Origin of the sequence: Paracoccus aminovorans, from assembly GCF_001546115.1 — a bacterium.
In the GTDB taxonomy this organism is placed as follows: domain Bacteria; phylum Pseudomonadota; class Alphaproteobacteria; order Rhodobacterales; family Rhodobacteraceae; genus Paracoccus; species Paracoccus aminovorans_B.
Genome location: NZ_LNBC01000049.1, coordinates 1 through 891, shown reverse-complemented (window position 1 = coordinate 891; position 891 = coordinate 1). Strand labels below are relative to the sequence as shown.

Sequence of the window (891 nt, the reverse complement as noted above, 5' to 3'; positions counted from 1 at the left end):
GCCCGGGCTGAAGACGCTGGAGGATGCGACCACGATCCGGCGCCGGCTGCTTCTGGCCTTCGAGCGGGCCGAGACCTGCGCGGACGAGGCCGAGCGCCAGGCGCTGCTGACCTTCGCCGTGATCGGCGCCGGCCCGACCGGGGTCGAGCTGGTCGGCATCATCGCCGAGCTGGCGCATCGCATCCTGCCGCCGGAGTTCCGCCGCATCGACACCCGCCAGGCGCGGGTGCTGCTGGTCGAGGCCGGGCCGCGCATCCTGCCGGCCTTCAGCGAGACGCTGTCGGATTACGCCCGCACGGCGCTGGAACGGCGTGGGGTCGAGGTTCTGACCGGCGCCCCGGTCACCGATTTGTCGGACGCGGGCATCATGCTGGCGGGCCAGCAGATCCCGGCGCGCACGGTGATCTGGGCGGCGGGGGTGCAGGCCTCGCGCGCCGCCGAATGGCTGGGGGCCGAGGGCGACCGGGCCGGGCGCGTCCTGGTCACGCCGCAGCTGACGCTGCCCGGCGATCCGGCGGTCTTCGTTCTGGGCGACACGGCGCATGTGCAATCGGGCGGCCGCATGGTGCCGGGCGTGGCGCCGGCCGCCAAGCAGCAGGGCAAGTTCGCCGCCAGGGCGATCCGGGCGCGGCTGCGCGGCGCGGCGGCCCCGGGCGATTTCCGCTATCGCGACATGGGCAACCTGGCCACCATCGGGCGCAATGCGGCGGTGATCGAATTCGGCCGCTTCAAGATGACCGGCTGGTTCGCCTGGTGGGTCTGGGGCATCGCCCATATCTATTTCCTGATCGGCACCCGCTCGCGGCTGTTCGTGGCGCTGAGCTGGCTCTGGGTGTTCCTGTCCGGGCAGAACTCGGCCCGGCTGATCACCCAGAAGGAAACCCTGAAGGA

The 891-nt window shown here is 72.3% G+C and carries 1 protein-coding gene; it reads left to right on the top strand.

The genetic code is table 11. From position 1 onward, the window contains the following. Nucleotides 1-891 (top strand): NAD(P)/FAD-dependent oxidoreductase (locus ASV56_RS22295; protein ID WP_062564134.1); only part of this gene is annotated, 891 nt, incomplete at both ends.